This is a genomic window from Nostoc flagelliforme FACHB-838 (assembly GCF_014698065.1).
GTDB classification, from domain to species: domain Bacteria; phylum Cyanobacteriota; class Cyanobacteriia; order Cyanobacteriales; family Nostocaceae; genus Nostoc; species Nostoc flagelliforme_B.
The window spans coordinates 1-3,752 of the sequence record NZ_JACJSI010000499.1 but is presented as its reverse complement, the minus strand read 5'-3'; the positions used below and the strand labels follow the sequence as shown (position 1 = coordinate 3,752).

Annotated in this window: 4 protein-coding genes and 1 pseudogene; 1 reads left to right on the top strand and 4 read right to left on the bottom strand. The window is 42.9% G+C overall.

What is annotated here, in order from left to right:
* The 4 genes and pseudogenes from H6G97_RS47410 to H6G97_RS47395 all read right to left on the bottom strand — a co-directional run.
* Positions 1-944, bottom strand: a pseudogene (locus H6G97_RS47410) (PriCT-2 domain-containing protein); the annotation flags it as partial.
* Positions 945-1,217: 273 nt separating this feature from the next.
* The gene (locus tag H6G97_RS47405) at positions 1,218-1,943 is read right to left on the bottom strand and encodes a hypothetical protein (protein ID WP_242053861.1); all 726 of its coding nucleotides are present in this window, start codon (positions 1,941-1,943) and stop codon (positions 1,218-1,220) included.
* Between the two features lie 92 nt (positions 1,944-2,035).
* Complete coding sequence (locus H6G97_RS47400) at positions 2,036-2,275, bottom strand: hypothetical protein (protein ID WP_114084606.1); 240 nt, start codon at positions 2,273-2,275, stop codon at positions 2,036-2,038.
* 247 nt (positions 2,276-2,522) lie between these two features.
* Positions 2,523-2,684 carry a ribbon-helix-helix domain-containing protein gene (locus H6G97_RS47395; RefSeq protein ID WP_190947290.1) on the bottom strand — a complete coding sequence of 54 codons (162 nt, stop codon included), beginning with the start codon at positions 2,682-2,684 and terminating at the stop codon, positions 2,523-2,525.
* Positions 2,685-3,016: 332 nt separating this feature from the next.
* Between H6G97_RS47395 and H6G97_RS47390 the strand changes: the two genes are divergently transcribed.
* A complete protein-coding gene (locus H6G97_RS47390; protein WP_190947289.1) occupies positions 3,017-3,586 on the top strand; it encodes a hypothetical protein in 570 nt (189 codons plus the stop codon).
* The last annotated feature ends 166 nt before the right edge of the window (positions 3,587-3,752 follow it).

Sequence of the window (3,752 nt, the reverse complement as noted above, 5' to 3'; positions counted from 1 at the left end):
CTGGGCGACCACTGTTCGGCTATAATTTCGGCATCCGTTGCCCCATAATGGTTAACCAGTGCCATCAACACCTGACGGCATTCGTCATAGTTACCGCTTCCTGGGGTACGTGGTGGAATGAATGAAAGCGCGTTCTGGATTAGCTGGTCAATGTCCCAGCCTTCAGTGAGGGAAATCTCACGCCACTCTTTACGCCGTGACTCAATTTCTTGAATTCGTAGCTGATACTCAACACGCTCAATTTGCGCGATCGCAATCGCTTCACTTATCCATTCTGCTGGTAAAGTGGCTTCAGGGTTTACTAGCGGGAATTCTGCTTCTGTGCTGCCGTAGAAAACACGACTTGCATCTTTACAAGCTGGGTCATGCGGTAACTGCTGCATGAGGAAGCGTGTACAAGCTTCTACAGTATCAGCGCCTTGGACATATTCGGGGAGAAGGAAAACCAACCGGAATTTATGCCAGTCTGGTTTATGACTGGCAGTAGTGTAAATTAAAGCACAGTGTTTTTTAATGAAGGGATGGGCTAGGGCTTCTTCGATCGTTAATTGGTGATCGTAAACTTTGATGTAATTCCCGTTTTCGTCCTTGATTGGTTTGTCATAAGCATCACGGGCGATATTAGAATTATCAATGTCGAGTAGTAGCCACTGAGAACCGATAATATTGGCCTTACTGCGCCATTTACCGTTTAACAGTCCGGCACAGATAGCGTGACCTGCTTTAATATGTTCTTGAACATCGGCTAGAGTGCCTTCTACATCAATGAAGTTACCAGCCAGCTTCTTAAAGTCCCAGTCTTTGTTTGTGCCAGTTGCGTTAAACGCAAACTTGATTATGCGACTCTCAATCAACTCAAGTTTTGTCTTTACAGCAGAAAAAGTTTCTGATTGGCCTGCTGATTGCGCCGATACTGAGTGATTAAATTGTTGTAATGGTGACATGAGAGCTATTCCTCCTGAAGTGTGTTGGAGGAATTGGAGCTATCCCAAAAGTAATCTTCTAATACAAACGTTCAGAAATGTAAAAACAGAAAAATCCTAAACTGCTCTTTCTGTCTGGATTGCTGGTGTTACAATGGCTTAACACCTTGAAAGGTTTGATAAGATTACTATTAGGGACATTAATTAGGCGTTCAACCCAATCCCCAATTCCACGTGAATAAAAATCAGAAAACCTCGGTATCCCAACGGGACACGGGGTTTTCACCTTTTAGCCTATCTGTACTTGGCTAACCAAGCCCTGACAAACTCGATTACTTCCTCCTCTTGAATAACAAAGGCAGTACCTTTTCTTCTGAGAGCCAGAATTTTCATACTTCCCACCTCCGAATAAAGATGTTCATTGTGAGTATTAGCCGCCTTGGTAGGAGGCCATAAGACTAAAACTTTTGCTGTGGGAGTCTTTTGAGCTTCACGGGAAGACATCAAAAACTTATCTCTGTTCTTGTTGAGCCACTTCTCGTAATCTGCTAACTCCACAAGTGGGCAGGGTTGCCACAGTTTTAGTCCATTTTTGTCTTTGCGCTTGACTTGTAAAACCTCTCTAGCTTCGTTGTAGACAATTTCTCTATCTCCTTTTGAGCGAATGGAGATAAACAGGTGAGTTGTTCGTGGAAATCTAATAAACAAGTCGATAGGGTTGTTGTCTTCTACCGGAATTACTGGGAAGACTTGTACATCTAGGCTTTTAAACTCATCAAAAAGTAAGGTTCCTAATTTTTCCAACCGCGCAAGTTTTTGAGTTACCACCAACGGCTTGTAAGCCAATCCAAAAAGAACCCAGCCAGCCGGATGAATTATGCCTCCTGTAGCCAGCGCAGCAGCACCAGCCGCTAGAGCTTGAGTGGACGCATAGTCTTTCGCCTCCCTAATTTTTTCAAACGCCGCTTCGTTGTGCAGTGGGAGTTGAAAATCGCTTGTTAGGTCTTTCACTGTTAACATTGGCGACATCAAAAAATAATGATGTGAAATAGTACTAGCTGCTCGATTTTGCCTTACGGGGCTAACGGCCTATGAGTTTACGCAAGAGTAGTTCACGCTACATCTTTCACTGTAAAACCTTTGCTACACCACTGAACTAGCAGCCATCTATCAGATTCTTTGTCTAAAGCTGGCTTTAGTCGAAAAGCAAAAAAATCTTCCCAAGCCTCTATACCGTGTTTTGTAACGAATTGTTTTTCAACTTCTTTAAAGCGTTCCCAGTTGCGATCCGCGATCGCGGTCAGCATTGGGATTAATTCGCTTACGGGTATCTGAGTAGTTGTTTCACTCATCTGGGTGTCCCTCAAAAATACAAATAATTGGTAAAGGTTCTATCTTGGTATCAACAACTTTAACTAATCGTATTCCCCTTTTTCTGCCTATCCTTTTGCAGTGTTGCTCTGAGGCGGCTGGCAGCCAATATCTAGTCTCAGCTAGTGGGTCAAATTTGCCCTCAACACGCTCTATACCGTCGTTTGCCTGATTTCCCTCGGTCAGATTCCCTCCTTATTTTTGTTGTCAGCGATCGCGTTAGTCATATTACTTGTTGCTCACTTTGTTTTCATGGTCTGTTACTGCTTGCTGAGTGATCAGTTCAACTAAATTTGATAGCGTTCGGCTTTCGCTGTCCGCCCATTCTTGTAGTTTTTCTTTTAACTCAGGACTGCATGTAAAAGTTACTTTTGCCTTTGACGTTGCCATTAATTAGAAAAGTTCTGATATATTCCGACATTTTCAGTTAACATCAAAACTTGTCAAAAAGCAGCTGGTTCTAAGCAGTTCTGAATTTAATTGACAAGTTCAGAACTTATCCACTAATATATTAGTGTCAAGGTTATCGATACGTCAATAACTTAAGGCAGACGCAAGTAAGACCAAGCGCAAAACGCACTTGGCGAGTTCCTTTCGAGGGTTGTAAGGCTTGCAAGCGCTGTTTTGAGAGTATTCAACTATTCACAGCAATATCTGCATTGCGTCCGTTCATTTTCAACGGTCGCGGTAATTGTGCGTGTCTGCATTAGGACAGAGGATTCATGCATATCAATTTACGCAGCTTAGAAGCAATCAACGAACTACCTCTTGAGAGAACAATGCTTAATCAAAATCAATTACGAAGGTTAGAAGCAATAGATCGCTGGCTCAGAGAAATTCGAGATTCTAAGGAATTTGGACAACTAGAATACTCCCCAGACGTGATGCTAGGCGACGCAATCCAAGCAGTAGGCGAACTATTGGACGAACACGAATCCTATGATTACAAGCCCACAAATTTTACTGATTCTGAGTGGCATTCATATCTAGAACAAAAGCCAGTAATGCACATTCGCCGTGTGAAGACAAGGCGTGAAAAGATTAACTCATTCATACTTAATGGAGCGTCATCAGTAGCAATTGTGAGCTTGGTAACTACTAGTTTTATGGTAGTTGGTTCTATCTTTTGTCACGGGTTTGACCGGATTGAAGAAAGTAGAGGGGAGGAATATCAACCCACATGGATTTACAACGCCAAAATTTTTGAAGGAAGTGCCATCGCATCTATCGCGGTTTTCTTGGGTGCAAGCTTGACGGGTGCGTGTGTTGCAGGAGAAAAGAATGATGATTGATAAACAGCTTGTAGGATGCGTAACCCTCCTAAGCAAATCCAAAACCTACAGTATCGATGGCGCTCTCTATCGCTATCTCTATAGCAGCGACAGTATCAGACACACACAATATTATTTCCGTCCTTTACCGCGTCAGTCTAAGAGCGCTGACTTAAAGCTCAATCGT